The organism is Streptomyces cinerochromogenes (assembly GCF_014648635.1).
GTDB lineage: Bacteria > Actinomycetota > Actinomycetes > Streptomycetales > Streptomycetaceae > Streptomyces > Streptomyces cinerochromogenes.
Map to the genome: position 1 here is coordinate 255,705 of NZ_BMRM01000002.1, position 26,832 is coordinate 282,536.

At 71.1% G+C, this 26,832-nt stretch carries 26 protein-coding genes; 11 read left to right on the forward strand and 15 right to left on the reverse strand.

What is annotated here, in order from left to right; genetic code table 11:
• Positions 1–61 precede the first annotated feature (61 nt).
• Complete coding sequence (locus IEZ20_RS04920; protein WP_189294852.1) at positions 62–262, forward strand: dehydrogenase; 201 nt, start codon at positions 62–64, stop codon at positions 260–262.
• Positions 263–491: 229 nt separating this feature from the next.
• Here the strand turns inward: IEZ20_RS04920 and IEZ20_RS04925 are convergent, their stop codons facing one another.
• A complete protein-coding gene (locus IEZ20_RS04925) occupies positions 492–827 on the reverse strand; it encodes a TraR/DksA family transcriptional regulator (RefSeq protein ID WP_229895909.1) in 336 nt (111 codons plus the stop codon).
• Between the two features lie 109 nt (positions 828–936).
• The gene (locus tag IEZ20_RS04930) at positions 937–1,608 is read right to left on the reverse strand and encodes an oxidoreductase (RefSeq protein WP_189295361.1); all 672 of its coding nucleotides are present in this window, start codon (positions 1,606–1,608) and stop codon (positions 937–939) included.
• Between the two features lie 565 nt (positions 1,609–2,173).
• Between IEZ20_RS04930 and IEZ20_RS04940 the strand changes: the two genes are divergently transcribed.
• On the forward strand, positions 2,174–2,551 hold the full coding sequence (locus IEZ20_RS04940; RefSeq protein ID WP_189294853.1) for a nuclear transport factor 2 family protein: 378 nt from the start codon (positions 2,174–2,176) through the stop codon (positions 2,549–2,551).
• Between the two features lie 484 nt (positions 2,552–3,035).
• Here IEZ20_RS04940 and IEZ20_RS04945 read toward each other — a convergent pair whose 3' ends face one another.
• The 3 genes from IEZ20_RS04945 to IEZ20_RS04955 form a co-directional block, all read right to left on the reverse strand.
• Positions 3,036–3,545, reverse strand: a complete 510-nt coding sequence (locus IEZ20_RS04945) for a GNAT family N-acetyltransferase (protein WP_189294854.1) — start codon at positions 3,543–3,545, stop codon at positions 3,036–3,038.
• A 138-nt stretch (positions 3,546–3,683) separates the two neighbouring features.
• The gene (locus IEZ20_RS04950) at positions 3,684–4,091 is read right to left on the reverse strand and encodes a cupredoxin domain-containing protein (RefSeq protein WP_229895873.1); all 408 of its coding nucleotides are present in this window, start codon (positions 4,089–4,091) and stop codon (positions 3,684–3,686) included.
• Positions 4,092–4,403: 312 nt separating this feature from the next.
• The gene (locus IEZ20_RS04955) at positions 4,404–4,700 is read right to left on the reverse strand and encodes a GYD domain-containing protein (protein ID WP_189294855.1); all 297 of its coding nucleotides are present in this window, start codon (positions 4,698–4,700) and stop codon (positions 4,404–4,406) included.
• Between the two features lie 586 nt (positions 4,701–5,286).
• Between IEZ20_RS04955 and IEZ20_RS04960 the strand changes: the two genes are divergently transcribed.
• Complete coding sequence (locus tag IEZ20_RS04960) at positions 5,287–6,534, forward strand: hypothetical protein (RefSeq protein ID WP_229895874.1); 1,248 nt, start codon at positions 5,287–5,289, stop codon at positions 6,532–6,534.
• 93 nt (positions 6,535–6,627) lie between these two features.
• Here IEZ20_RS04960 and IEZ20_RS04965 read toward each other — a convergent pair whose 3' ends face one another.
• The 3 genes from IEZ20_RS04965 to IEZ20_RS04975 form a co-directional block, all read right to left on the reverse strand.
• Positions 6,628–7,002, reverse strand: coding sequence for a winged helix-turn-helix domain-containing protein (locus IEZ20_RS04965; RefSeq protein WP_189294857.1), 375 nt, complete (start codon positions 7,000–7,002; stop codon positions 6,628–6,630).
• Positions 6,999–7,823: a hypothetical protein gene (locus tag IEZ20_RS04970; protein ID WP_189294858.1), complete on the reverse strand. Its 825-nt coding sequence runs from the start codon at positions 7,821–7,823 to the stop codon at positions 6,999–7,001. The genes IEZ20_RS04965 and IEZ20_RS04970 overlap by 4 nt, the downstream gene beginning before the upstream one ends.
• Positions 7,824–7,948: 125 nt before the next feature.
• Entirely contained in the window at positions 7,949–8,518 is a 570-nt protein-coding gene (locus IEZ20_RS04975) for a hypothetical protein (protein ID WP_189294859.1), read from the reverse strand.
• A gap of 303 nt (positions 8,519–8,821) precedes the next feature.
• On the opposite strand from IEZ20_RS04975, the gene IEZ20_RS04980 reads away from it, so the two are divergent.
• Entirely contained in the window at positions 8,822–9,118 is a 297-nt protein-coding gene (locus IEZ20_RS04980; RefSeq protein WP_189294860.1) for a hypothetical protein, read from the forward strand.
• A 32-nt stretch (positions 9,119–9,150) separates the two neighbouring features.
• Here the strand turns inward: IEZ20_RS04980 and IEZ20_RS04985 are convergent, their stop codons facing one another.
• Positions 9,151–10,512: a glutamate-cysteine ligase family protein gene (locus tag IEZ20_RS04985; RefSeq protein ID WP_189294861.1), complete on the reverse strand. Its 1,362-nt coding sequence runs from the start codon at positions 10,510–10,512 to the stop codon at positions 9,151–9,153.
• 223 nt (positions 10,513–10,735) lie between these two features.
• Positions 10,736–11,965, reverse strand: a complete 1,230-nt coding sequence (alr, locus tag IEZ20_RS04990) for an alanine racemase (protein ID WP_189294862.1) — start codon at positions 11,963–11,965, stop codon at positions 10,736–10,738.
• 576 nt (positions 11,966–12,541) lie between these two features.
• Here alr and IEZ20_RS04995 point away from each other — a divergent pair.
• Entirely contained in the window at positions 12,542–13,381 is an 840-nt protein-coding gene (locus IEZ20_RS04995) for a slipin family protein (RefSeq protein ID WP_229895875.1), read from the forward strand.
• On the opposite strand, the gene IEZ20_RS05000 is transcribed toward IEZ20_RS04995, so the two are convergent.
• Entirely contained in the window at positions 13,314–14,516 is a 1,203-nt protein-coding gene (locus IEZ20_RS05000; RefSeq protein WP_189294863.1) for an MFS transporter, read from the reverse strand. The two genes, IEZ20_RS04995 and IEZ20_RS05000, sit on opposite strands and share 68 nt — an antisense overlap.
• Before the next feature lie 109 nt (positions 14,517–14,625).
• On the opposite strand from IEZ20_RS05000, the gene IEZ20_RS05005 reads away from it, so the two are divergent.
• Positions 14,626–15,636 carry an ArsR/SmtB family transcription factor gene (locus IEZ20_RS05005; protein ID WP_189294864.1) on the forward strand — a complete coding sequence of 337 codons (1,011 nt, stop codon included), beginning with the start codon at positions 14,626–14,628 and terminating at the stop codon, positions 15,634–15,636.
• On the forward strand, positions 15,623–16,123 hold the full coding sequence (locus IEZ20_RS05010) for a glutathione peroxidase (RefSeq protein WP_189294865.1): 501 nt from the start codon (positions 15,623–15,625) through the stop codon (positions 16,121–16,123). Before IEZ20_RS05005 ends, IEZ20_RS05010 begins: the two co-directional genes overlap by 14 nt.
• 111 nt (positions 16,124–16,234) lie before the next feature.
• Here IEZ20_RS05010 and IEZ20_RS05015 read toward each other — a convergent pair whose 3' ends face one another.
• The 3 genes from IEZ20_RS05015 to IEZ20_RS05025 form a co-directional block, all read right to left on the reverse strand.
• Positions 16,235–16,426 (reverse strand): DUF397 domain-containing protein, encoded by a 192-nt coding sequence (locus IEZ20_RS05015; RefSeq protein WP_189294866.1) that lies wholly within the window; start codon positions 16,424–16,426, stop codon positions 16,235–16,237.
• 189 nt (positions 16,427–16,615) lie between these two features.
• On the reverse strand, positions 16,616–17,473 hold the full coding sequence (locus IEZ20_RS05020) for a helix-turn-helix domain-containing protein (RefSeq protein WP_189294867.1): 858 nt from the start codon (positions 17,471–17,473) through the stop codon (positions 16,616–16,618).
• Positions 17,474–17,706: 233 nt separating this feature from the next.
• Positions 17,707–18,462: a GOLPH3/VPS74 family protein gene (locus IEZ20_RS05025; RefSeq protein WP_189294868.1), complete on the reverse strand. Its 756-nt coding sequence runs from the start codon at positions 18,460–18,462 to the stop codon at positions 17,707–17,709.
• Positions 18,463–18,643: 181 nt separating this feature from the next.
• On the opposite strand from IEZ20_RS05025, the gene IEZ20_RS05030 reads away from it, so the two are divergent.
• Complete coding sequence (locus IEZ20_RS05030) at positions 18,644–21,352, forward strand: D-alanyl-D-alanine carboxypeptidase (protein WP_189294869.1); 2,709 nt, start codon at positions 18,644–18,646, stop codon at positions 21,350–21,352.
• A gap of 198 nt (positions 21,353–21,550) precedes the next feature.
• Entirely contained in the window at positions 21,551–23,425 is a 1,875-nt protein-coding gene (locus IEZ20_RS05035) for a DUF8823 domain-containing protein (RefSeq protein WP_189294870.1), read from the forward strand.
• A gap of 3 nt (positions 23,426–23,428) precedes the next feature.
• On the opposite strand, the gene IEZ20_RS05040 is transcribed toward IEZ20_RS05035, so the two are convergent.
• Positions 23,429–24,268, reverse strand: coding sequence for a hypothetical protein (locus IEZ20_RS05040; protein ID WP_189294871.1), 840 nt, complete (start codon positions 24,266–24,268; stop codon positions 23,429–23,431).
• A gap of 75 nt (positions 24,269–24,343) precedes the next feature.
• On the opposite strand from IEZ20_RS05040, the gene IEZ20_RS05045 reads away from it, so the two are divergent.
• Both IEZ20_RS05045 and IEZ20_RS05050 read left to right on the forward strand, forming a co-directional pair.
• On the forward strand, positions 24,344–25,132 hold the full coding sequence (locus IEZ20_RS05045) for an SDR family oxidoreductase (RefSeq protein ID WP_189294872.1): 789 nt from the start codon (positions 24,344–24,346) through the stop codon (positions 25,130–25,132).
• Between the two features lie 127 nt (positions 25,133–25,259).
• Positions 25,260–26,831 (forward strand): sodium:solute symporter family protein, encoded by a 1,572-nt coding sequence (locus IEZ20_RS05050; RefSeq protein ID WP_189294873.1) that lies wholly within the window; start codon positions 25,260–25,262, stop codon positions 26,829–26,831.
• Position 26,832 lies beyond the last annotated feature (1 nt).

The window sequence follows — 26,832 nt, forward strand, 5'->3', positions numbered from 1 at the left end:
GGAGTCGAGCCCTCGCCAAAGTCGCTCCGGACGAAGCGGTCGTTCCGTTAGGGTGCGCCGTATGACGGACGACGCCCCGGCCTGTCCCGAGTGCAGCCGGCCCATGAAGTTCGGCGGCTTCGTCCTCGTCCAGCGTGAGGACGATGGTCGGCGGAACTGCCGGGCGCTGTGGAGGTGTACTGGTCGGCATGTCTGGTGGCGCTGGGCCGACCGGCCGGAGCAGCCCATGGAGGCCTGCCTGGTGCCAGAGCTGTTCCGCTGACATCCAACACTGACATCAACGACCCCGGACGGCGGCGACACACAGCAGCCACGTATGTCACCGATTCACGGTGCGAAGCCCGACTAAGCCGAGGAGTGATCGAACTCCTAAAGCGGGGGTCGCAGGTTCGAATCCTGCCGGGGGCACAGAGAGAAGGGCCAGCTCAGGAGGGATTCCCTCCCAGGCTGGCCCTTCTGCGTTCCAGGCGCCGTGCCACGCGCGGCACCCTTCAACGCCTTACGGACGCGCAGCGCACGCAGGTTTTCGCCGCCGGGCGGACTTCGAGGCGCTCCGTCGGGATCGACTCGCCGCATTGCTCGCAGCGCCCGTAGTCGCCTCTCTCCAACCGTTCCAGGGCGCGATCGAGATCGTTCAGATGCTCGCGCGCCTGGGAGAGCAGGGCGGCGACGTGCGCCCGCTCGAAGGCCGTGCTCGCGCCGTCCGGGTCGTGCTCGTCGTCAATGGCCACCAGTGCGTTCGCCTCGACGATCCCTTCGAACTCACGACTGAGGGCGGATATCTGGTGCAGCGTGCCGACACGGTCGGCCGCGAGCAGCGCCCGCATCGACTCCCCCCGGGGCGCGGCGAAAGCGGCATTGGTGCATTGATCGCTCATACCGGAGGAAACCATATTGTCTTGTGCCGAATTCCCGGGTGCTCGGGCGTCGACGGCTTCAGCGATGACGCGGGCGGCCACGCTGGTACTGCTTCGGCCACGGGACGTCGTCACCGAGCACGTGGGCCGCGTGGAGCGGCCAGGCCGGATTGCGCAGCAGTTCGCGCGCGAGCATGATCGCGTCGGCCGAGCGGTCCACGAGGATCTGGTCGGCCTGCTCCGGTGCGGTGATCAGGCCGACCGCGGAGACGGGCAGGGCCGCGCCCTCGCGGACGGTTCGGGCGAAGGGCGCCTGGTAGCCGGGCTCCACTTCGATACGGGCGTTGTGGACGAGCCCGCCACTGGTGATGTCCACCAGATCGAAGCCGTGGGCCACCAGGTGCCGCGACAGCTCGACCGTCTCCTCCGGGGTCCAGCCGCCGTCGGCCCAGTCCGTGGCCGAGAAGCGTACGAAGAGCGGGCGGTCTTCCGGCCACTGCGCCCGTACGGCGTCGGTGACCGGGACCAGGAAACGGTTGCGCCCGTCGAGATCGCCTCCGTACTCGTCGCTGCGGTGGTTGGACAGCGGTGACAGGAACTGGTGCAGCAGATAGCCGTGCGTGGCGTGGATCTCCAGGACCTCGAAGCCGCCGGACAGCGCCCGCGCGGCGGCCTCGCCGAAGGCCCGGACCGGAGCGCGGATGTCGTCCGCGCCGAGCTCCCGCGGGGCCGGCCAGTGGCCGAACGGCAGCGGTGACGGTGCGACCGTCTGCCATCCTCCGGCCTACGGTTCGACGTATGGTCACCGGCGATCACTGACCTGACCAGCAAGAGCCCAGCTCACCAAGATCTCCGGCAAGACCCAGGGCAAGAAGGAGTGCCCGGTCGCGAGGAAGCCCTTCCGCGCGACGGCCCTCACCTGGCGAATGGGATCATCCGTGGATGGCAGACGTACGGCTCCCCCACGGCTGGACTCTTCAGCAGATCTGCGATGTCTCGGGAGACCAAGAGGCCACCGCCCTGGATCCCGATCGGCCGGTGAAGTGGGTCAGCGTCGGCGAGGCCCACGGGATGCCGCGCCCGGAGATCGTTCTCGGGTTCCACAGCCTGTGTCTCGTGAAGCCTGTCGATGACGACGACTGGTACATGGGCAGCCTGTACGACGACGGCGGCATCGAGTGCTGGACCGCCTACGGCGACCTGTACGAGGCTCTACGCGGCCTCTAGGAGCCTGGTGCTGTGACCGGGATGGTTCACCGTGATCGGAAGGCGGCTCGCGGGACGAGCGCACGGGCGACGGCTGGTATTACTGGGGCATGCAGGAAGAGATTGCACGCTCCGCGATCGACACATTCATCTCCGCGTTCAACGCCTCGGACGACAGCTATGTGACTGCCCTGCTCTCCCAGGCTCTGACCTCGGACGTTGTCTTCTGGGGACCGTTGGGTCGCAGCGAAGGAATCGCGGCGGTCGAGCGGTTCGTGCTGGACATCCGGCGCCACCCGGCGGGGACCGGCACGATGGTGCGCTGCTCGGCGGTGGACATGCCTGACGAGTGGGCCCGGTACCAGTGGGTCTTCACCACGCCTGGTGGAGGTCCCCGCCTGGCGGGAACGGACGTCGTCCATCTGCGGCGGAGCCTCATCGACCAGGTCATCGTCTTTGCCGGGGAGATCGAACCGTCCGCCTCCTGAGTCATCCTTCTGTCGCTTCTCCTTGAACTTGCCCCCTTCGGCGCTCGGGGGCTGCGGTTCGCGGTTGGTCGGGCTGCGGTGTCGAGGCCGGGGCAGTCAGGCTTCGGCTCGCGGGACGATGAAAGCTCTCTGCGGCCTCGGCTCCGGGTCACGCGAGTCAGGCTGCTGGGCGCGTCGCCACGCCGTCACCAGTTCCGGGTACCGGGGGTCGATCCACTCGGACATGCGGCCTCCCTTCATCGGGAGGCTGGACCACGCCGCCGGGCTTCGGACGCGGCATGATGATGATCGTGCGGTCGGGGGTCGCGAGCCTCGAAGATCATGGCCCCACATCGGGCACCAACGGGCGGGTCCACAAGCCTGCCCGATCCGCGGGCCGACGTGAAGGGCCCTGATCACTCGCGCCGAGGCGGCTCCAGCCCGAAGCCGCTCCACCGACCTACTCCGTCTCTGCGCCCAGCCAAGGGGGCAGGTGCTCTTGTCCTCAGTTCACATCCTTTCCTGGATCTATGATCCAGTGGTTGGTATTGAGGACCCGTCCCGCGAAAGTCACGGCGACCTCTGAAAGGAACCGGAAGCCGAGAGAACGGCACATACCGTTCGAGGCAGCGTTACTCGTTGACGGAAAGGCATGCACGAGTCCCCAGCGCTCTTGATGCCGGGCCTGTTCCAAGAGGGCGCGGACGGCTCGTTTACCCAGCCCCTGCCCTTGGAATTCAGGCAGAACCATCCAGCCGATCTCGGAGATCGGTCCGTCATCGGTGTCGTGGGACCACAGGGTCACCGTCCCTGCCACCACGTCGGGGCTGGCCGGGTCGGGAACGATCATCTTGAACCACGCGAGGTCAGCCGCCGCTTGCTGGGCATCCCGGAGGACCTTGTCCGCCATCCCCTCAAGCGGCAGGGGACCGCCCAGGTCGGCCATCATGACAGGATCGCACCGCATGCGAACGTAGGCATCGAGATCGTCCGGTGAAACGTTGCGCAGCTGCACTGGCTCCTCCTCGGTTCCACGGGGATGCTCCCACGGTCCGGGGATCACCCGCGGCCCGGGCGTCGTGCCCTGCGGCGGCCCCTCCGCCCAGGCCGTCTCTGGGCCGTGCGGGGGTGCTCAACGACGACCAATGCTGCGTCAGTGAACCGTCAGTGTCCCCTTCATGTTGGGGTGATAAGCGCAGACGAAGGAATAGCTGCCCTTCTTCGACGGAGCCGTGAAGCTGCCGGACTTGCCGCCGGCGATCCGTCCGGTGTCGAAGGCCTTGCCCTGTGTCGCGGTGACGGTGTGCGCTTCGGCGTCTTTGTTGACGACCGTGACCTTCTGTCCTGCCTTCACGGTCAGCTTCGCCGGACTGTACGAGAAGTTCTTTATGGTGATGTGCGCCGCGCCGACACCCGGAGACAGTAGGGGTGTGGCCAGGCTGGAGGACGCTGCCGAGACGGAGTTCTCACTCGCGCCCGAGTATGCGGTTGCCAACGACAGTGCTGCGGCCGTCGCGACCATGAGGGCGGCGGCGCGTCGGCATTGATGTGCGGACGACATGGCCTCGCTCCTTCTTGCTTGATGGGTCGGCTTTCGTTCCGCAAGGGCCGGGGTGCTCATCGGGGACGGTGGCTGTGCGCCACCCACGCACCACTGTCCGGAGAAGCGATGAAATGTCCTGGTCGAGAGCTTCAGCTTATCGCCGGATCATGGCGTTCGCAGGGCGCAGCGGCGCGCGCGGGATGTCACACATCTGCTGCTTCGGGCGAAGCCTTCCCCATGAGGGACCCCACCTACGAACGTTCGTAGGTGGGGTCCCTCTGAGAGCTATGTCTGGCATCAGGGCGGGCGGTCGCCGGCGATCAGTGATCGTCAGCCAGCCGCCTTGTCGATGATGCGCTCCATCTCCTCTCGGCCGAAGGCCCGCAGCGTCGTCGAACGGACGTTGCCCACACCACCGAGCTGCAGGAGTGCCGCGGTGGCGGTTTCGTCGTCAGGCGCCTCGACGATGGCCACGAGGTCGTACGGACCGACGGTCCAGTAGATGTTCAGGAGCTTCGCCCCGAGCTTCTGTGCCGCTGAACCGAAGGCCTCGGCGCGCTTCGCGGTGTCCTTGTAGTTTCGGATCCCTTGATCGGTCCAGCTCAGCAAGGTGACGTACGTCGGCATGTTCTTTCACCTTCACGAGAAGACGCATCCTGAGGCCAAGCCTGGGCACCCGGGCTGGAACGTGCACGAGGTACGCACCCGAACGAGCAATGCGAGCAATACAAGCAATGCGAGCAACCGCAGGCATCGGGTGGCAGGCCGGCGTCCACGTCTGACATCAACGGCAGCGGACAGCAGCCGATCGCCGCGGTCCTGGGCGAAGTAGGTGCCCGATGGTCCGGGGCCTTATCGCACCGGCTTCCGGCATCACCGCGAACTCCCCGGCTGTCGCAGGCAACTGACCGACCACCGCAAGCCCGCCGCCCCACCTCCCAGCCCTCGCCCGCTCCCGCTCCCGCCCCCGCAGGTCATCCGCGCCCAATTGATGATCATGGTCCGCTAGGATCACGGCCGGTCATGTCATGAACACGGGGGAGTGAGATACGTGAACCACAGGAGCGGGACAGGTCCGGCGGCCCGGGCATGCGGTGTGGTCGTCGGGGTGGCGCTGTCCCTGGGGTTGCTGGCCGGATGCGGCGGCGGTGGAGACGGGGCAGCCGGCGACGGTGGTGAGGGGAAGGGGGCCGTTTCGGCCGCCGGGGGTGCCGTGAAGGGGCCCGTCTACCGGGGGCCCGCGTTGCCCGGGTTCGCCGCCAAGGCCGCCTGGAGTCTGCCGTCCGGGGGGACCTCGGCACCCGGCGTGCTCGACCTCCGTTCCACCCTGCTGCTGGCGAAGGACGCGCAGGGGCACTACGCGAGCACGCTGTCGGAGGGCATGCTGTTCGACTCGGACGCGGCCGCGCCGCTCACGCTGGAGTTCCGCGACGTGAAGACCGGCGCCCTGCGCAAGGCGCTGAAGGTGCGGGCCAAGACGGTCGAGGCGGTCAGCTGGCGTGACGGCGCCCCCGCCGTGGCCGTGACCTCCTCCACGACCAGCGAGTCCGACGGCCTCACCGAGGCGAAGACCACCATCACGGCCACCCTGTACGGCGCCGACGGCAGCGAACTCGCCAAGGTCCCCTCGTACGAGCATGGCACCCTGCTGGACGGCTACCGCGTCGAGAAGGCGGGTGAAAGCCTCCGCCTCACGCCCGTCGGGGGTGGCCCGTCCCGTACGGTCACCTGCACCGGCACCGCCGCCAGTTGCGACTACGACGCCGAGACCGGCGCGGCGGACGCCTCGGTGGCCCATGCCCCGCTCATCAGCGGCGGCTACTACGCGGGCTTCCTGAACGCCAGCAACTACCAGACCGAGCCCGAGCAGATCACGCTCAGCGAACTCGCCACCGGCAAGCAGGTGTGGAGCACCGCCGACGCGAAGATTCCCGAGGGTGTGGAACTGGACGACAAGGGCCACCCCGAGAGCGAGGAGAAGCGCATCCTGCGGATCGCCGACGGGAAGGTCCTCGTCGGCTGGAAGGCCGGCGTCTCCCTCTCCTCCGGCAGCTGGGTCCACGCCTGGTACGACCTGAAGAGCGGCGCGCTCATCAGCTCGTACAAGGGACCGGCGGAGGTGCTGTTCTCGCCCGCCGGCGACCTCGCAGCCCGGGACGTGGTCAAGTTCGAGGACTTCCCCGGCACCGCCGTGTGGCAGACCGCCGACGGCAAGCAGCTGTGGGAGCAGCAGGACGGCGAACACGTCCTCGACCCAGTCCGCTTCACGGCCGACGGGTCGGTGCTGTACGGGGTGACGGACGACGAGAGCGCCACCGACACCGGTCTCGCGGTGGACACCCGCACCAAGAAGGTGCTGGCGAAGAACCTGCCGGAGGAGAGCATCCCGTCCGTCGACACGGCCACCGGTTACGGCTACGTCGGCACGGAGGCGGGCCTGTTCGTCTTCGCGCCGGCGTGAGCCGGTCCGCCCTTCAGAGCTTCCGATCCGTGCCGGCGCCGCGCACCGAGGACCGTGCAGGGTCACGCTCGGATCGAGGCCCTGAAGCGGTGGTCAGGTGGCGGGTGTGCCTGGCTCGGGGCGGGGAGCCTCGAGGCGGAGTACCAGTGCGCGCAGTGCCCGGAGTTCGGCGTCCAGGGCCTGCGCGCCTTCGCGGGTGAGGGTCACCCAGGTGCGGGGGCGTCGACCGGCGTAGCCCTTCTCCACGGCGATCAGCCCGGATTCTTCCAGCACCTTCAGGTGGCGGGAGAGATTGCCGTCGGTGACGGCCAGTTGCTTCTTCAGGAAACCGAACTCGACCCGGTCGGCCTCGCGGGCGACGGTGAGGACGCCGAGCCGCACGCGCTGGTGGACGGTGTCGTCCAGCGCCTGGGTGGGATGCGGTCCCTCCGGGTCGTCCTGCGCGGCGGTCGCGTCTTCGACGCTCATGAGACGACCGTACCCGCCTCGGCGGCGGGGGCGCCCCGGCGGCGGACCGCCGTCCACTCGCACAGACCGGCCACGAGCAGGATCGCGGCGAGCAGCGAGGCCTTGGCCTGGGGTCCGTCGGTCCAGCCGGGGTGGGCGGGGTGCTGCCAGGGAAGCCATCCGCTGCCCCAGGAGGCTCCCAGGTACCCGGTGAGCAGCAGGGTGTGAGCGGTGCCGGCCGCCGCGGCGACCCAACTGCGTTCGGCGATGCCGAGGGCGAGCAGGCCGACGCCGACCACGTACCACGGCGAGGCGTAGCTGTTCTCCAGCAGCGCGGCCTCCCACGGCTGGTCCTTGCCGAGCAGCAGCGCCGCCAGGGCTGCCCCGATCACCGCGGTGGCCGCGAAGGTCACGCGGACCCACATGCCGCGCCGGGGGACGACGCCCCGGGCCTCACCGCGCAGGCGGTACCAGCGGGCGACGACGAACCACGCGAGGGGCAGGAGCGCGAACCACACGCCCCACGCCGTGAAGCGCAGGACGGCTCCGTCGAACTCGCCCTTCAGGCACGGGGTTCCCGGTTCGTGGACGACGCACAGACCGCTCAGCTCGGCGTAGGCGAAGGCCGGGTAGGACACGATGTAGCGCCCGTGGGCTCCGAAGTTGAAGGCGTACCGGGCGATCGGGACGGCCGCCAGGGCGAGGAGCCCGAAACCGAGGAGCGGAGCCCACGCCCCGTTGGTCTGCGTGCGGGTCCTCGCCCGGAGGCCTTCCGTCGCGGCCAGCAAGGTGGCCGCCGCCCTCGGATCCGGTCCCGTGCCGCTCGATGCGGATGTTCCCATCTGTCCCCCTGTGGCCGGCGCTGCGGGCAGCGCTCGTGGAGCGGACGGCCTGAGTGCCGTCCGCCGCTCCCCATCAACTTTGCAGCACAAAGTACCTGCTGATCAAGAGTTGACTGGGCCGGCGGTCAACGCCGGGTGCCCCGGGGGAGGTCGCCCCGCCAGGGCGGGGGCCAGGGGACCGGCTCCGCCACGCGCGTCCCCCGCACGCCTATGCCGGCGCGGGCCAGTTGCAGGAAGCGCTGCCGTGCCTGCCGGAACTCCTCGTACGCCTGGTCCCAGCCGCCCTGTTCCCTGGTCGGGAGTTCACGGGCCAGCCACTCCAGATGCCACAGGCAGTGGTTCAGCCTGACCGCGGCCGTGTTCGTCCTGACGTCCCCCAGCAGCCAGACCGTCTCCGCGAGGGCCGAGCGTTGCACCTCCGCCTCCGCCACCTCGGCGAGAACCTCCTCGGTGGGCTCCAGCGGCGCGGCCCCGCTCGCGGCGATGCCCTTGGCGACCGCGATCCGCCGGTAGCGGTGCGCGAGCACCTTCACGGCGTGGGCGTACTCGGCGTACGCGCTCAGGCGACGCTCGTCCCATCGGACGGACTGCTCGCGGCGCCATCGCGCCCTCTCCACGATCATGGTCGTCGTCATCGACAGGACGGCGCCCACCGCCACGCCCAGCAGCGTCGCCAGTTGACCGGTCAGACCCATGAGTGGTTCATAACCCGGCGGTCCGAGCGACAACCGCGGGCGAATCCGGCCTTTCCCTACGGGAGTTGGTATCGCCCGGGGTGGAGAACCGAGGGTGGAGAGCCGAGGGTGGAGAGCCGAGGGTGGAGAGCCGAGGTGGAGAGCCGGGGGCGGCGGAGGGGCGTACGGCCCTGGCCCACGGTTCAGCGCGCTGTCACCGGTGTCGCCCGGCTGGGGGACGCCGGGATGCAGTGTGGGCGGGCGCCCGTACGGTCGGTTGCAGGGCCGGGTCGGTGCCCGGCCCCGCACCTCAGGAGGTTCGTCATGCGGCGCATACGCTCCACGCTCGCCACCCTCGGCACCCTGGGTGCCGCCGGGATGCTCGCGCTGGCCGTTCCCTGTTCGGCCTTTGCCGCGAACGGGTTTCTCGTGATCGACGGGATCCGTCACGACAGCCCGAAGGGGTGCTTCGAGATTCCGCACCTGTCGGTCGTCTTCAACGTCTCGGACGTACCCGTCCTGGTGCACAACGTTCCGGGGTGCGTCGGCGGGGTCGTCCGGATCATCCCTCCCGGGCTGGCCGAACAGGTGCCCGGGACCCACAGCCTCTTCGTCGGGTGAGCCGCAGCCTCTTCGTCGGGTGACCCGCCGCTTCAGCGGATCCGGTGCGCGGCCACGTAGCGCTCGGGGAAGTCCGACGGGTCCCGGTGCCACAGGGCGAGGACCCGCTCCGCGAAGGTTTCGCCGGTTTCGGCCACTTCCCTCAGCGGGTCCAGGTAGGTGAGGGTCTCCGGGTGTTCCAGGCCGGAGGCGATCCGGGCGCGGAGGCCGGCTTCGCTCAGGTGGAGGAGGTCCGTGGCCAGGTCGCGGACCGGGCGGCCGGCGAGGGTGGCGTCCAGGCCGCGGAGGGCGATGTCATCGAGGGCCGCGAGGTGTTGGGCGGGGGTGATACCGCGCAGGAGATCCCATACGGCCGCCCGGGTGGAGGCGTCGTAGGTGAGGCCGCTCCAGAAGGCGGGGACCGCGGCGAGTGCCGGGTAGGGCAGGCCGTCCACGGCCCGGAGTTCCAGCGTGTCCCGGAGGCGGACGTCCGGGAAGATCTGGGAGAGGTGGTCGCGCCAGTCCTGGAGGGTGGGCTTGGTGCCGTCCTCGAAACCGTCGGCGAGCAGGGTGCCGAAGGGGACCGGGGGGACCCGCCTGCGGCTGCCGTCCGGAGTGCCCCGGTGGATCATCGGCAGGCTCAGGGCCCAGTCGATGAAGCGGTCGATGGTGAAGTCCTCCCGCAGGGTCACCGGTACGACCCGGGTCCGGGCCGGGTCGGCCAGGCTCCAGAACTGCATGCGCCGGGAGAGTGCGCCGCAGGGCTTCCCGCCCTCCAGCGGGGCGTTGACGAAGAGCGCGGCGGCCGGGGTGGAGGCGGCGGCCTGGACCCGGAGCTTCTCGGCGAGGTCGGCCGGTGAGGTGTAGTCGAAGGAGACCTGGGTGGAGAGGATCATGGACATGATCCGCGGGCCCCACATGCCGTCCCGCCCCAGGCTCTCGAAGTGGCCGCGCATGATCGCCGTGCGGGAGTGCGGCATCCACTGCACCTCCTCGAAGGAGGTGCACGGGTACTGGGCGCCGGGGACGAGCGCGAAGCCGAAGCGGTCGGCCGCGGCGGCGAGCCGGCGCAGTGCGGCGTGGACGATGTCCATCAGGTCGGCCACGCAGGGCGCGGGCGGTGACGAGTACTCCACCGCGCCGCCGTGCTCCAGCGAGACCTGTCCGCCGTCCGGGAGCCGGACGCCGACCAGGGTGCCGTAGTCGTGGACGGCCTCGACGCCGGGTTCCGAGGCCAGGAAGTCGAGGTAGGCGCCGATGCCGGACTCTCCCCCGTAGGGGACCGACCTGCCGGTCCGGGGGTCCAGGGCGGCCGATTCGATCTCGATGCCGACCAGTTCGTCCTGGTTGTCCCGCTCGAAGACGCTGCGGAGTTCGGCCGGCGACAGCGAGGGGGCTGCGGAAGCGATGGACATGTCACACCTTGAGGTCGCGGGGGCAGGGGAGCTGAGGCGAGGACAAGGGAGCTGAGGTGATGCGGGCAGCCTTCCACGGATGGGGGCCGGGCACCGTCACCCAGGCACGGGTCCGGCGAAGTCGACGCGTATCCATCGGCCCCGGCCGTGGGTGCGGCGTCCGGCGCGTCGTCTCCTCCCCGGGCGGGGGAAGTCCACCCGCACGGGGGACGGGTGTACGGCGTCAGGGAGGTGCCACGGGGGTGCCGGCGTGGTCTTCCAGGCGTACCGGCATACGGAGCGCGGCGAGGAGTTCGTACAGGGTCAGGCCCAGTTCCGCGGCGACGTCCCCGGCGCTCCGCTCCGGGCCGGTGCCGTCCCGCTCCCGGCCGATGAGCGTCATCCAGTCACCCGGACGGGCCTGCTGTACCTCCGTCACGTCGAACTGGGCGCAGTCCATTCCGGGGCGGCCCACCATCGGGCAGTTCCGGCCGCGCAGCAGCCCGGTGAAGGCCGGTGCGTGTCCCGTCACCCCGCGGGAGAAGCCGATCGCCACGGTGGCCAGGCGCCGGCCGGGGGCGAGCGCGACGGACCGGTCGTAGCCCAGCCCCTCCGGGCGGGTGACGGTGACGAGGTCGAGGACCCGGGCGCGTACGGTGACCGCGGGCCGCAGCCGGGCCAGCGCGGAGCCCGCCCAGCCGGGCAGGCCGCGGCTGTCCGGCAGCGTCAGCCCGTAGAGGCCGATACCCGGCCGCACCCAGTCCGTGCCGGCCAGTGCGGCGGGATGCAGCAGGCCGTGCGTCGCGGCGAGGGAGGCCGCGAGGTGCCGGCCGAGCACCGCGCGGGCCCGGCTCACCCGGGTCCGGAAGGCCGCGGCCTGTTCGGCCGTCTCCTCCGCGTCCCGGGCCGAACTGGACAGGTGGGCGAAGACCCCGGCCACCCGGACGGCGGCGCGCTGCCGGTGCAGCGCGTCGAGCACGGTGACGGCGTCCCGTTCCTCGCGCGGCCCGAACCGGTTGAAGCCGACGTTGGTGCGCAGCCACACGGTGACGGGCTCGCCCCGCCGTCGCGCCACGGCGCCGTGGCGGGCCACCTGCTCCAGGCCGGCCACGGCGGGCATCAGCCGGTACCGGGCGCAGGCCTCGGCGGTGTCGGCCACGTCGACGTCCATGACCAGGATCGGTACGCCGACACCGTGCTCGCGCAGCGCGGCGCCCTCCGCCACCGTGTCCACGGCCAGCGCCTGCACGCCCGCCTCCACCAGCAGACCGGCGACCGCCGGCGCGCCGAGGCCGTACGCGTCGCCCTTGAGGACCGGCATGATCCCCCGGCCGCCGGCCGCCGCGCGCAGCACCGCCAGGTTGTGGCGCACCGCGTCGGCGGAGACGGTCTTCTCCAGGCGGGCGGCGGCCAGGGACGACGGCTGACGGACCGGCGCGACCTGCCGGTCGGGCGGAACCACCTGGGCTGTCATCCAGCGCTCCTCCGGGGAGACGTTCGGCAAGGGCAGCGCGTGTTCAGGAAGGCGGCACATTCGGCAAGGGCAGCGCGTGTTCAGGAAGGCGGCACATTCGGCAGGGGCAGCGCGTGTTCAGGGAGGCGGCACGTTCGGCAGGGGCCGCCGTGTTCGGAGAGGCGGCACGTTCGGCAGGACGTCCCGCCATTCAAGACGCGCCCCGCCGCACCCCACCAGAGCGCAATCCAGCCCCGCACCCGCCCCTCGTCGGCCCCCGTGCACGGCGCTCCCGGCACGCACGCCCCACAGGCCCGCCCGGCCCCACCCCGGACCGCCCCACAGGCACTCCCGGCCCCGCCTCGACGCAGCCCGCCCACGGCCCGCCCAGGCCCGCCTCGGCCGCCACACCGCCGCCACACCGCCGTCCACCGCCGTCCCGCGCCCCTCCCCCGGCCACAGCAGCCCGCCGTTTCTTTACGCTTCCCTGACGCCCGGGCCGGATCCACGCTCCCTCCTGGCCGTGTCCTCCCCGTTGTCCGGATCGTGTCGGAGACGGACGAAGGGGGTCCGCGAGGATCCGAGAAGGGGGCTGCCGTGGAAGGCACCGTCGTCGCAGTGGTCGTGGTCGTCGTCCTGCTGCTGCTCGTGCTGAAGAGCGGGATGCGGGTCGTGAACCAGGTGGAGCGGGGGGTGGTGTTCCGCTGGGGCAAGGCGCTGCCCGGCCACCGGCAGCCCGGCGTCACCTTCCTCATCCCCTTCGCCGACCGCATGCGCAAGATGAACGTGCAGGTCGTGACGTTGCCGGTGCCCACCCAGGAGGGCATCACCCGGGACAACGTGTCGGTGAAGGTCGACGCCGTCGTCTACTTCCGGGTCACCGACCCGGTGCGCGCGGCGATCGAGGTGCAGGACTACGTCTTCGCCGTCGGCCAGGTCGCCCAGTCCTCCCTGCGCTCCGTCATCGGCAAGAGCGACCTGGACGACCTGCTGAGCGACCGGGAGCGGCTGCACGAGGGGCTGGCGCTGATGATCGACAGCCCGGCCGCCGGGTGGGGCGTGCACATCGACCGGGTCGAGATCAAGGACGTCCAGCTCCCGGAGTCCCTGAAGCGGTCCATGTCCCGGCAGGCCGAGGCCGAGCGGGAGCGGCGGGCCCGGGTCATCACCGCGGACGGTGAGTTCCAGGCCGCGCAGCAGCTCGCCAACGCGTCCCGGATCATGTCGGACACGCCCGAGGCCATGCAGCTGCGTCTGCTGCAGACCGTCGTCGAGGTGGCCGCCGAGAAGAACTCCACCCTGGTCATGCCGTTCCCGGTGGAGCTGCTGCGCTACTTCGACCGGGCGGTGAAGAAGATCGACGCCGAGGTCACGACGGAGTCCGCTGTGGCGCCGGCTCGGCCGACGGCCGGACCGGAGCCCGTCGAGCGGCCGTAGCCAGCGCCAGCGTCACGCCCACCGATCCCGCCGCCGTCGCCGTCATCGCGGCGGCGGGCGAGGTGAGCTGGGCCAGGACCCCCGCCGCCGTCGCGCTGACGCCCTGGAGGGTCAGCATGCCGGCCGAGTGCAGCCCCAGGGCCTGTCCGGCCAGGGCGTCGGGGGTCAGGCTCATCAGCCGCTCCTGCTGGACCAGGCTCGCCCCGAAGCCCACGGAGGCCACGGTCACGCAGACCGCCGCCACCGGCACCGGCGGGTGAGTGCCGAACAGCAGGTACGGCGCCGCCAGCAGGAGCAGCAGCGGTGTGGCCAGGCGGGCGCGTACGGCGGCGGGGAGCAGCCGTCCGACCGTCACGTCCCCGGCGAGCATGCCGAGCGCCGCGCAGGCGAACAGCGTGCCCGCCGCGTGCGGGGCGTACGACACGTACAGCGACTCGCAGCCGACGACCATGCCGTTGGGCAGCCACAGGCCCAGGTAGGTCAGGCGGCGCGGCCGGGACGAGAACAGCTCGGCGTTGGCCCGCCAGGTCGCCGACGGCGAGGGCCGCCCGGCGGCCCGGGGCGGGCGGGCGGTCAGGCCGAGCCGCCAGAGCAGCGCGGCCGTCAGGTACAGGGCCGCCGCCAGCAGCAGGCAGGCGCGCGGGGAGAGCACGCTGAGCAGGGCGCCGCCGGTGGCGAAGCCCGCGACCTGCGCCAGCCCGCTCATCACGTTGAACAGTGAACGGCCCGGCAGGTAGCCGTCCTTGGTGAGGATCTCGTTCAGCAGCCCCCAGCGGACCCCGCCGCCGAGCGAGGCCACGAGGCCCAGCAGGAGTACGACGGCGAGGAGCACGCCGGGCGACAGGCCGGGCAGCGCCTGCGCCGCCGTACCGGCCGCGAAGGCCAGCGCGATCGCGGACAGGGCCGTACGCGGGGGCAGCCGGTCGGCGCCGGACAGCAGGACGGTGGCGCCCAGCACCTGGGCGAGCGACGAGCCGAACATGCTCACCGCCGACAGCAGCGGGGAGCCGGTCGCCCGGTACACGAGGGTGGCCAGGGCGAGGCCGCCGACGGTCTGGGCGGCGGTCTGCGCGGCCGAGCCGAGGAAGAGGGGGGTGAACTCCGGGGTGCGGAACAGGGATCGGTAACCGGGCATGGTCCGCAGTCTCGGCCGGGCCGGAGGGGGCTCGTTATTGTTTCGCCGGCGCGCGAAAGGTCGTACGACGGGACCTCGTGGGATCCGGGGAAGGCACGGGGAGGACCTCATGGGGTGGTGGCAGCTCAACGCCGACACGCTCGCCCGCAGCCGGTTCGTCGTCTCGCCGCTCGCCGAGGTCTTCGCCTCGCTGAAACTGCTGCACGCCGGGCAGGGGGCGCATCCCGGGGAGCACGCGTGGCTGGGCGCCCACCGGCCCGCCTACGAGGCTCTGCTCGCGGCCGACCCCGTGACCGCCCGGCTGGTGCGGGCCGGGCTGGGCCGGGAGTGGATCGCCGACTTCCTCACCCCCACGCCCCGCGGCGAGGAGAGTCTCGCCACGGAGGTCGCCCGCGTGCGCGCGGCCCATCCCGGTGCCGCCCGGGCCCATCTGCGGATGTCCCTGGGCGGGCCGCTCCCGGACGTGCTGGACCGGGACGACCTGCCCGAGCGGGCGGCCGGGCTGCTGGAGTGGGTGTGGGAGGAGACCGTACGGCCGTACTGGGAGCGGCGTCGGCGGGTGCTGGAGGCGGATGTGGTCGCGCGGACGGCGCGGGTGAGCCGGGGCGGCTGGGCGAGTGTGCTGGACGGGCTGCGGCCGGGCGGGACGCGGTGGCTCGGGGAGAGCCGGTTCCAGGTCAATCGGCACGAGTATCCGCCGCGGGAGATCTCCGGCGCCGAGCTGGTGTTCGTGCCGGTGACCGCGCAGCGCTCGGGGTGGGTGTCCTGGGAGGAGGGGGAGCGGTACGCCGTGGTCTATCCCTGCGCCGGCGTCCTGGCCGGGGACGGCGGCCGTGCGGTGCCCGCGGGACTGGGGGCGCTGCTCGGGACGGCCCGGGCCGGGGTGCTCGTGCTGCTCGGCTCCCCCATGAGCACCAGCCAGCTGACCGCCGTGACCGGGCAGGGCCTCGGCTCGGTGGGGCGGCACCTGAAGGTGCTGCGGGAGGCGGGGCTGGTGGAGCGGCGGCGGGCCGGGCGGTCGGTGCTGTACGTGCGGACGGGCGTCGGTGACGCGCTGGTCGAGGCCGGGCGGCGGGGGCGCGGAGCGGCGGGGCTAGCATCCGGGCATGACGACTACTGACCACAACGTGCTGGATGTCGAGATCGGGGCCCTCACCGGTGGCTCCGCGAACCTGCCGCAGTACGCCGGCAAGGCCGTGCTCATCGTGAACGTGGCCTCCAAGTGCGGCCTGACCCCGCAGTACTCCGGGCTGGAGAAGCTCCAGGAGCGGTACGCCGAGCAGGGCTTCACCGTGCTGGGCGTGCCCTGCAACCAGTTCCTCGGGCAGGAGCCCGGCACCGCCGAGGAGATCGCGGAGTTCTGCTCGGCGACGTACGGCGTGACGTTCCCGCTGACCGAGAAGGTGGAGGTGAACGGGGAGGGCCGGCACCCGCTGTACGAGCGGCTCGTCGGCTTCGCCGACGACGAGGGGCACACCGGGGACATCCGCTGGAACTTCGAGAAGTTCCTGATCGGCCGGGACGGCCGGGTCGTCGCGCGGTTCTCGCCGCGGACCGAGCCGGAGGCGGCCGAGGTCGTCGCCGCGATCGAGGCCCAGCTGGGCTGAGCCCCGGCGGCAAAGGATCGAGCCCTCTCGGCAAGGACGGCGACTGGTCGAGAGGGCTCTCCTGGTGGTGCTTGTGCAGTTGTTGTGCCAGGCAGGGTCAGGGGGAACCCCTCACGCCTTGACCGAGGCCACGAAGGCGTTCCACGCGTCGGCGGGGAAGGCCAGGATCGGCCCCTCGGGGGTCTTGGAGTCGCGGACGGCGAGTTCGACGGCGGTGGGCGACTTGACCTCGACGCAGGCGCCGTTGCCCGCGGAATAGGAGGACTTCATCCACGTCTCCGAAGCGCCCTGAATCAGTGCCATGTCCACTCCTGTTACGAGTTGCGGTGGTGCGGTTCGCGCCAACCATGTCGTCTGATTGGCGTGATCGACGCTACCGGGCAACTGCGCCTCGCGGCGTAGTCGTTCACTCGACCGGATGGCATATTCCAGGTGGGCCTTCCACTGGAGCCGACCGACGGTGTACGATCCCGCGCCCGCTGTGGCCTCGCCTCAGTCGGCGTACGTTTTCGCCACATCCGCGATGAATTGCCGGGGCGCCTCCACATTGAGGGACTGTGCCCGCAGATGCTCATACATCACGGCGTACTTCTGCACGTCCTGCGCCTTCTCCAGGTAGAGGTCGCTGGTGACGCCCTCCAGGTACACCACGCTGGAGTCGGCCGCGTCGGCGAACTCCAGGATCGCGTACTGGCCGTTGAGCCCCGGGTGCGCGCCCACGTCGAAGGGCAGCACCTGCACGGTGACGTGCGGCAGCTGCGACATCTCGATCAGGTGCTCCAGCTGCTCCCGCATCACCAGCCGGCTGCCCACGACCCGCTTGAGCGCGGCCTCGTCCAGCACCACCCACAGCCGGAGCGGGTTGTTCTGGGCGGTGATACGTTCCTGTCGGCGCATCCGCACCTGGACGCGCTTCTCGATCTCGGCGGTCGACGTCTCGGGCAACGCGCCCTGCACCAGGGCCTCGGCGTAGGCCCGGGTCTGCAACAGGCCGGTCACCAGCTGGGGTTCGTACACCCGCAGCGACTCGGCGTCGGTCTCCAGACCGATGTACACGCTGTACGGGATGTCGCCGAAGGTGTGCCACCAGCCCTGCTGCCGGGAGTCCCGGGCCATCTCCATCAGCGAGTCGACGATCCGCTGGTCCTCGACCTCGTACACCCCGCACAGGTCGCGCACATCGCGCTGGCTGATGCTTCTCCGGCCGTTCTCCAGCCTGCTGATCTTCGACTGCGACACGAGCAGCCGCTCCGCCACCTCTTCGGCCGTCATGCCCTTCAGCTCGCGAAGTCTGCGCAGCTCCTGGCCCAGCCGGCGCCGCCTGACGGTGGGATTGACATTGGACGCCACGGGACGTGCACCTCCGGCTGACTGCCTGTTGCTTAACACTTTCCGTATCTGCTGTTGAGCAGACTGCCACCAAGGTGCTTTCTACCGCTGGGAAACGGAGGATATGCGACGGCCCCCTCGAACTCCTGTCCTCGCGGACGCAGTCGAGCGGGGCGGCGAGACCACAGGGGTCTCACCGCCCCGCTCGGACCAGCGGCTCCCGAACCGGGTCTTGTGGGGACCGGGGCGACGGCTCAGTGGGCCACGGCGCGTGCCATGGACCCACGGCGCGGCTGCATCGGAACCCCGCGTGCGGGTTCCGCCGCCGACCGGACACCGGGCGCTGCCTGCCGGCCGGCCGTGGCCGGCCCGCGGCGTGGCTGTGCGGCCGCGCCGTTCTGCACGTCCATGACAGCGTGCGCGACCAGCCCGCCCATGGGGTCGTGCCGGATCAGGTCCCGCAACCGGGACCTGGACGAACGCCCCTCGTTGCCGGGGTACAGGTGCTTGCCGAGCCCGACGGCGTGCGCCAGGGCGGCGAGCGCCGCGGTCCGCGGGTCCGGCGGTACGCCGGTGCGGATCGCGGAATCCAGCCGGGACCTGATCTCCCGGCTGATGGCGGTGTCCGTCGCCTGGTAACGCGTCGTCGGCAGCACCCCGCACATCTGGCCGGGCACGGCGGCGACCATGCCGCACCGCTCCAGATGCGAGAGGTACGTCTGCCTGAGCCCCAGCCGGGGCCCGCCGATCCAGTGGACGGCACGCACGGGAGCGCCACGCCTTCGCAGCAACTCCAACGCGCAGTCCAGAGTCGGATCTCCTGTCGGCCGTGGTACCACCACGGCGATACGATCCCCGTCTGGGGCTATCCGTCCGGCCAGCGCCAGCTCCACTAGCTGTGCACCGGCCAGACCGAGGTCGAGCGACTGCGGCTGTGCAGTGGTACCCGTGGCCGGGTCCAGTGCCAGCAACAGAAGCTCCTCCGGAAGTGTTCTGCGGCTCCTGCCCATCCATGCCTCCCCGCGTGGATGAATGACAGGGTGACCCCTCTCACATTGGTCTGTCGAGGGTGCGTGACCGGTTCGTGAGGGAACCGGCAGGTATGTCGTTCTCGTCTACCGCAGGGGCCAAGCCCTCACACAGGACACTGGTACATGGTTCGGACAGGGCGCACACGTGGACGTGCGACGCATGGAGGAGGCATCGGTGGCGGGCGAGTCCCCCGACAGGTCGAAGCAGCGCGAGTCGTCGGCGGAACCGACGTCGGGGAGCGCGGGTTCGGTTCCCGAGGCGCGCGATCCGCGTCTCGCCGTGTCCCGCGAAAAGGATTCCTCGGGCGGCGGCGGCACGGACATGGCGACGAAGGTCCTGACGGTACGACCGGAACCCCCCACCGAACCCGAGCCGACCGCCGCCGACGACGAATCCGCCCTCAAGGCAGCGGTCTCCGCCTGGGTCCGCGCCCCCAAGCCCGGCACACCTGCAAACCCGGCCGCCTCCAAGTCGGGGGCCGAGGACGAGGCTGAGGGTCCGTCGGACGAAGAGCTGAAGACCGAGAAGGCGTCTGACGCGGACGCCGACGAGGCCCAGGAGGCCGAGGACAAGGGGCAGTCCGGCACGCGGGGCCGGGCTGAGGGCCGGTCAAACGCGAAGGACGAGGCCGCGGGGGCCTCCGACGCGAGCGCCGAGGCCGAGACGGAGGCGGAGCCGAAGGCGGAGCCGAAGGCGGAGCCGAAGGCGAAGTCGAAGGGCGAGGAGCCGTCCGCCGCGGAGGCCGAGGGCGAGGCGGACGCGGAGGAGCGTGCGGACGCCGACGCCGATACGGACGCGAAGGCTGACGCCGAGTCGGACGCCAAGGGCGAGGCGAAGGCTGACCCCAAGGCCGACGCCGACGCGGATGCGAAGCCGGACGCCAAGACGGACGCCAAGGGCGAGGCGAAGGCTGACGCGAAGGCTGACCCCAAGGCCGACGCCGACGCGGATGCGAAGCCGGACGCGAAGGCTGACGCCAAGGCCGACGCGAAGGAGGCCGCAGGTGACGCGGAGGCCCCCGCCGACGGCGCAGCCGAGACGGAGAAGGCCGAGGACGGGCCGGAGGCCGCCGACGGCGGGGACGCCCCACAGGGGCCACCCGCAGACGACGACGAAAGCCGCACGGGTGGTGCGGGTGGGAAGACGGACGCCGACGGCGAAGCCGAGGCCGAGGCGCCCGCCGACGCGCCGCAGGCAACCCGTGCGGGCGGGAAGACGGACGCCGACGGCGAAGCCGAGGCCGAGGCGCCCGCCGACGCGCCGCAGGCAACCCGTGCGGGTGGGAAGACGGACGCCGACGGCGAAGCCGAGGCGTACGTCGATCAGCCGACCACCGTCTTCAAGGCCGTACAGCCCAAGAAGCCCGCCGTCGACCAGCCCACGACCATGCTCAAGCTCGGCGGCAAGCCCAAGCCGCCGGAGTCGGACTCCGAGCGCACGAGCAAGTTCGTCGCGCTGAAGGACGACCTGACCAAGCCGGCCGCCCCCAAGCCCGCCACCCCCAAGCCGGCCACCCCCTCGGCGGCCCCGGACGCCACCACCCCCGTCCCCCAGGTCGGCCCCGAGCGGACCACCCAGCAGCCGCTCCCGCCCAAGCCCCCGCTGGACCTGCTGGCCGAGCTGACGAACACGCCGCCGCCCCCGGAGACCCCGGTCCGCACGCTCGTGCGCCGGATCAAGATCTGGACCCCGCTGGTCCTGCTCCTGGTGATCGTCTTCGCGGTCGTACAGGCGTTCCGCCCGCTGCCGTCCCCCGCCCTCGCGCTGACCGCCGAGGAGACGTACACCTTCGACGGCGGCACCACGAACCTGCCGTGGCCCGGCGAGGGCCAGGGCTGGATCGACGCGGACGGCGTCGGCACGATGGGCCACTTCGGCAAGCAGACCCCCGTGGCCATCGGCTCGGTCGCCAAGACGATGACCGCGTACATCATCCTCAGGGAGCACCCGCTGAAGGCGGGCGAGGAGGGCCCCAAGATCAAGATCGACGCGAAGGCGGAGAAGGAGGGCGGCTACAACAAGGCCGGCGAGTCCACCCTCGACACCGTCCACGCCGGCCAGTACCTCACCGAGAAGCAGGCCCTGTCGGCCGTCATGATCCCCTCCGCCAACAACATCGCCCGGCTCCTCGCCCGCTGGGACGTGGGCTCGGAGGCGGCGTTCGTGAAGAAGATGAACGCCACCGCCCGGGAGCTGGGGATGACCCGCACGACGTACACCGACCCTTCGGGCCTGAAGGAGACCACCGTCTCCACGGCCGAGGACCAGGTGAAGCTGGGCCGCGCGTTCGTGAAGGTCCCGGCCCTGGTCGCCATCAGCAGCGCGGCCAGCTGGACGGATCCCTCGGGCAAGTTCTGGCCCAACTACAACGAGCTGCCGTTCAAGATCGGCGCGATCGGCATCAAGACCGGCAGCACCACCGCGGCCGGCGGCAACCTGCTCTTCGCCTCCCGCAAGAAGGTCGACGGGCAGACGGTCACCCTCGTCGGCGCGATCCTCGGCCAGCACAAGAGGGAGATCCTCAAGACGGTCAACACGGTCAGCAAGACCGCGCTGCTCGCCGCCCAGGACGCGCTGACCTCGTCGAAGATCCTGAAGAAGGGCGACGTGGTCGGCTACGTGGACGACCGGCTCGGCGGCCACACCCCGATCGTGGTCACGAAGGACGTCACGGCGCCCGGCTGGGCCGGGATGAAGGTGAAGCTGTCGTTCGCCTCCGGGACGGTGCCGCACACCGCGAAGGCCGGGACCCGCGTCGGGACGCTCACCGTGGGTGACGGGACGGCCGGTGCGGTGAAGGTTCCGGTGGCCCTGCAGAAGGATCTGGCCGAGCCCGGTCTCGGCGCCAAGCTGACCCGCCTGGGCTGACCGCCCGCCCCGCCCGCAGCGCACCCCGCCCTACGTCGGGCCCCCACCCGGGGGCCCCGTGGCGGGGTGCGTGCTAGCGTCACGAATCGGGGCAGGTCGCCGGTCCCGGGGACCGGGCCGCGAATGGGACGGAAAACGGCCGGGAACACCGAGGGAAGCGGCCGAGACCAGAAAACGGGACACGGGGAGTGCCTTCAGGTGGCCACAGCGGAGCCGACACGCGCCGACGAAGCAGATCCGGGCCCGGGATCCGGCCCGCGAATACGTCCGTCCATGACGGACAGGCCTGACGCGGACAGCCGCACCGCGGAGAGGCGCGCCTTCGGCGTACGCCCCGACGTACGACCCGGCGAACGACCCGACGCGCACCCCGACCCGCGCTCCGACCGGCGCGCGCGTCCGCTCGCCGCCCTGGAGCCCCTCCGCCGGCGCATGCTCCGGCACCCCGTGCTGTCGGTCACGGCGCTCGCCGGTGTCCTGCACATCATCTGGTTCTTCACGTTCGCGAACAGCGGCGGCGATCTGGCGGCGCAGGACGCGTGGGCGGAGTTCGTCGGCCGGCACCCGGACTCGGCGTACAACCTCGCCTGGTACGGGGGCATGCACCCGGTGTCGTACAGCGTGGTGTCGCCGTACCTGATGTCGGTCCTCGGCGTCCGTACGACGATGATGATCGCCGGAACGCTGTCGGCGGGCCTGCTGACGATGGTCCTCATCCGCAGCCGGGCGGTGCGGAACCCGCTGTGGGCCTCGCTCGCCGGGGTCTTCGCGCTGCTGTGCAACGCGATCTCCGGCCGGGTCACCTTCGGCCTCGGCACGATGTTCGCGCTCGGCGCGGTCGCGGCCGTGTTCTGCTGGCCGTACCGGTGGCGGTACAAACGCTGGGCGAAGGCCCTGGTCGCCGCCCCGCTGGCCGCGCTCGCCACGATGGCCTCGCCGGTCGCCGGGCTGTTCGTGGGCCTGGTCGCGGTCGCGCTCTTCCTGCAGAAGCGGCGGCCGGGCGCCTGGGCGCTGGGGCTCGCGCCGTCGGCGGTGGTCGCGGTGTCGGCCTGGCTGTTCCCGTTCTCCGGCACCCAGCCGATGATCTTCGGCTCGGTGGTGCTGCCCCTGCTGTACGGCCTGTTCTGCCTGTTCCTGGTGCCGAAGGAGTGGGTGACGGTACGGCTGACGGCCGCCGTCTACAGCGTCTCCGTGGTCCTGGTCTGGCTGATCAACTCGCAGATCGGGTCGAACATCTCGCGGCTGCCGATGCTGTTCGCGGGCGCGACACTGGTCGCGGCCCTGCCGTACACCGTGCCGCGGTCCCGCAAGTGGTACGTGACCGTGCTGGCCTTCCTCGGCTTCGTCGGCTGGCTCGGCTTCAAGTCGGTGGACGACATCATCCACACCACGCCGGCCGCGTCCTGGGCGCGGGAGCTCGCCCCGCTCGTCAACCAGCTGCAGAAGGCCGGCGCCGAGAAGGGCCGTGTCGAGGTGGTCCCGGCCCGCTCGCATCGCGAGGCGTCCGCGCTCGCGCCGTACGTCAACCTGGCCCGCGGCTGGAACCGGCAGGCCGACATGGAGCGCAACCCGCTCTTCTACGACGACACGCTCAACTCGGCGACCTACCACGAGTGGCTCCAGCGGTGGGCGGTGCACTACGTGGTGCTGCCCAAGGACAACGTGGACGGGGACGGCGGCGAGCGTGAGCTGCTCCAGCGCGGGATGCCGTACCTGAGGCAGATCTGGGGCGACGCCAACTGGCAGCTGTTCAAGGTGACCGATCCGACGTCGCTCGCCGAGCCGAACGCGGTGGTGGACCGGGCCGAGCAGGGCGAGATGACGCTGCGGGTGCGCAAGGCCGGGCGGATCCTGATCCGGATCCCGTACTCGCCGTGGCTGAGCGTCGTCGACGAGCACGGCAAGAGCCAGCCGTACGAGAAGACCAAGGCGTGTCTGATGGCGACACCGGAGGATGTCGACGGCGACAAATGGACCGTGCTGCACGCGCCGAAGGCCGGGACGTACCGGCTGGCGGCGCCCTACCAGCTGCCGCGCGGCACGCCCTGCCCGGACGAGCTGAAGAAGCCGTGACGGTCAGCGGAGCCGGTCGACGTACGTGTCCGTGCCCGGCACCGTCGGGATGAACGGCGCGACCAGCTCCACCCGGCCCAGGCCCGACTGAGCCACCTGCTCCTCCAGGCCGGTGAAGTGCCCGGCCCAGCACGCGTGCGGGTCCCGCTCCAGGAACCACAGCAGTGTCAGCCGGGTGCCGACGCCCTCGACCTGCCGGACGTAGGTCATGCGGTCGCCCGGCAGCGGGGTCGGCCGGAACACGGTGACCAGCGCGGCCGGGGAGCCGGCGAGGCGGCGCGGCAGGTGCCGGGTGCGCAGCCACTCCAGCAGCGCGGCCCGCTGCTCCGGCGAGTCGCTGTCGATCACCTCGAGCACCAGGCCCGCGTACGGGTGGTCGAGGGCGTGGACGTCGCGGGGTCCGGCGGCGCCGTCCCGGTACACGGTGGTCTCGTGGTCCTGGAAGGCCGTGAAGACGTGGGTGCGGTCGTGGCAGACGCGGGCGTCCCGGTTGAGGCGCCGGTTGATGGCGACCGTCCACTTCATGTGGTCGTCGTAGCGGCCGGCGGTGATCCAGTAGGTGGAGAGGTAGCAGCCGGCGGTGACCGGCCGGGCGACCGCCGACGTCTCCGGGTAGCGCAGGAGCTGCAGCTCACGGGTGGCCACCCAGCGGCGGCCCGCGTACATCCAGGGCATGGCCATCGCGCCGGCGTAGTAGTGGTCGTCCTCGTACCAGCGGTTGTACGCGTACTCGTGGCCGGGGTGCGGCTCCACCATGGTGATCAGGGCGTGGCCGGGCCGGACCCCGTACGGGCCGACGGCGGCCAGCTCGGCGTACGTCTCGCTGCGGGTGTCCTCGCTCAACGCGGTTCCCCTTTCCTGCGGTCGCCCATACTCTGACGCTCCGTCAGGTAAAGCGCCAGGGTCCGGGAGGCCTCCATGTCGCTGCTCGCGGGCAAGACCGTCGTCGTCTCCGGGGTCGGCGCCGGACTCGGCCACCAGGTCGCCGCCGCCGTCGTCCGGGACGGGGGGAACGCCGTCCTCGGCGCCCGCACCGAGGCGAACCTCGCCAGGAGCGCCGCCGCGATCGATCCGGAGGGCGCGCGTACGGCGTTCCGGGCGGCGGACATCACCGACGAGGGACAGTGCGAGGCGCTGGCGGAGCTGGCGCGGGAGCGGTTCGGCGGGATCGACGCGGTGGTGCAGGTGGCCGCCTGGGACTCGTACTTCGGCGGGCTGGCGGACGCCGACTTCGCGACCTGGCGGTCCGTCCTCGACGTGAACCTGCTGGGGACGCTGCGGATGACGCGGGCCTGCCTGCCGGCGCTGCGGGCGGCGGGCGGCGGGTCGGTGGTGTTCATCGGGACGCAGTCGGCCGTGGCCGCGCCCTCGCAGGTGCGGCAGGCCGCCTACGCCGCCTCGAAGGGGGCGCTGACCAGCGCGATGTACTCGCTGGCGCGGGAGCTGGGGCCGGACCGGATCCGGGTGAACTCGGTGCTGCCGGGCTGGATGTGGGGGCCGCCGGTGCAGGCGTACGTGCGGTTCGCCGCGCAGAGCGAGGGGGTGCCGGAGGAGGAGGTGCTGGGGCGGCTGACCGAGCGGATGGCGTTGCCGGAGCTGGCCACCGACGGGGATGTGGCGGACGCGGCGGTGTTCCTCGCCTCGGACCGGGCCAGGAGTATCACGGGGCAGTCCTTGCTGGTCAACGCGGGGGAGCTGATGCGCTAGGCCGGGAGCGGAACGCATCGCATACGTTCATGATGATGAACACAGGTCATCACAACGAACAATTTTACCGCGACTTGACCTTCCGCTTGCTTGTCGCGTTCATGTGGACAGACCCACGATCGGGCACATGAACAGTCTCGACTGGGCCGTGCTCATCGGCTACTTCGGTGTGATGGTCGCGATCGGCGTCTGGTCGCACAAGCGCGTGGACAACGTCTCCGACTTCTTCACGGCCGGCGGCAAGATGCCCTGGTGGCTCTCCGGCATCTCGCACCACATGTCGGGCTACAGCGCCGTGATGTTCACCGGGTACGCGGGCATCGCCTACACCTACGGCGTCACCTCCTTCATCACCTGGTCCTTCCCCATCGCGCTCGGCATCGCCATCGGCTCGAAGCTGTTCGCGCCGCGCATCAACCGGCTGCGCTCCCGGCTCCACGTGGCCTCCCCGCTGGAGTACCTGAAGAACCGCTACAACCTGCCCACCCAGCAGGCGCTCGCCTGGTCCGGCATGCTGCTGAAGATCGTGGACGTGGGCGCCAAGTGGGCGGCGATCGCCACCCTGTTGTCGGTGTTCACGGGGATCTCGCTGAACCAGGGCATCCTCGTCACCGGCGCGATCACCGCCGTCTACTGCACGATCGGCGGGCTGTGGGCGGACGCGCTGACCGAACTCGGCCAGTTCGTCATCCAGTTGCTGGCCGGCATCGCGATGTTCGTCGCGGTCGTCGTGAAGCTGAACGACAAGGACATCGGCTTCCTCGGTGCCTGGGACGAGCCCGCGCTGCACGGCCACGGAAAACCGCTGGTCGGGCCGTACAGCACGGTGTTCCTGCTGGCATTCCTGTTCATCAAGCTCTTCGAGTACAACGGCGGCATGCTCAACCAGGCCCAGCGGTACATGGCCACCGGCAGCGCCCGCCAGGCCGAGCGCTCGGCCCGGCTGTCGGCGGTCCTCTGGCTGGTCTGGCCGGTGGTCCTGTTCTTCCCGATGTGGATGTCCCCGCTGCTGGTCACGGCGCACAAGCCGGACGGCTCCGACTCCTACGCCCTGATGACCGAACAGCTGCTGCCGCACGGACTGCTGGGCCTGGTCATCGTCGGGTTCTTCTCCCACACCATGGCGATGTGCTCCTCCGACGCCAACGCCATCGCGGCCGTCTTCACGCGGGACGTCGCGCCCGTGCTGTCGGCCAGGGCGCGCTCCTGGAGCGAGCGCTCGGGCCTGATCGCGGCCCGGGTCACCACGGTCGTCTTCCTCGGCCTGTCCATGGCGATCGCGACCCAGGTCAACTCCCCCGCCTTCAAGGACATCATCACGGTCGTCATCAAGTGGGTGGCCGGCCTCATGGGCCCGATCGCGATCCCGATGATGCTCGGCCTGCTCCGCCCGTTCCGCCGCTCCGGCCCGACGGCCGCGCTCACCAGCTGGGCCACGGGCCTGCTCGCCTTCTGGCTGGTCAACTACCCGATCAACTGGAACGTCGACGGCGGAGTCCCGCTCCAGTACCAGGTCTCCGTGCCGCTGGCGGTCTCCCTGGTCCTCTACGTCCTGATCGGCTACCTGAAGCCGGAGGACACACCGGAGCGGCTGGCGATCATCGAGAGGGTCAACACGGACGGGGACGGCGCGGTGGCGACGCCCGTCCCCGCCGCGGCCGGAGACGACGTCGTGGGTGTCCCCAACCAGCCCCTGTAGC